Annotated in this window: 1 protein-coding gene and 1 pseudogene; both read left to right on the forward strand. The window is 44.1% G+C overall.

Going from position 1 to position 662, the window contains the following annotated elements; genetic code table 11:
• Nucleotides 1-128, forward strand: a pseudogene (locus R7190_RS28000) (protein-L-isoaspartate O-methyltransferase); the annotation flags it as partial.
• A 14-nt stretch (nt 129-142) separates the two neighbouring features.
• The coding region (locus R7190_RS28005; RefSeq protein ID WP_318137940.1) for a LysM peptidoglycan-binding domain-containing protein at nt 143-662 on the forward strand (520 nt) is incomplete at its 3' end.

Here is a 662-nt window from a genome sequence, read left to right on the forward strand (position 1 = left end):
AAATGGTGATTCCTGTCGGAGATGCTGAGCAGCAACTACTTAGAATTGAACGCAAGGGTGACGAGTACCTTTCTACCGTTGTGGAAATGGTTCGCTTTGTTCCTCTTGTCGCGGGTGATTTGGCTTAAGGATCTGAGGTTAGGTGAGTAAGTTACTACGTCATATTGGTATTAGCTTTGTATTAGCTGCGGGACTCGTTGGTTGCGCGGCTCACTCACCTGCGCCTGTTTCCAGCTTAAAGAAGGATTATTCGAGCGTTGAGCGTGGCAGTTATAGAGGGAGTTACTACGAAGTAAAGAAAGGTGACACACTTTATTTCATTGCTTACGTCACAGATAAAGATGTAAATGATCTTGTACGTTACAACGAACTCTCTCAGCCTTACACCATTTATCCAGGTCAAAAGCTAAAACTTTGGGCTCCGAAATATGTCGCGCCAAAATATGGCCAAAAAGTTGAACCCGTTGTAGTACCTGTAGTTACAACGACACCGCCTCCAGTGGTGAAGCCAACGACGACGACAAAGCCTGTGACTTCAAGTAAAAACTCTAGTCAAAAGCCTACAACAACTCCGACTAAAGTCGCACAAAAAGAGCCGCCAAAGAAAGTTGAACAAACCAAAGCAAAGGAGTATGTTGGTTCAAAAGATAACCAACCTACTA

The organism is Vibrio sp. 1078-1 (genome assembly GCF_033340475.1).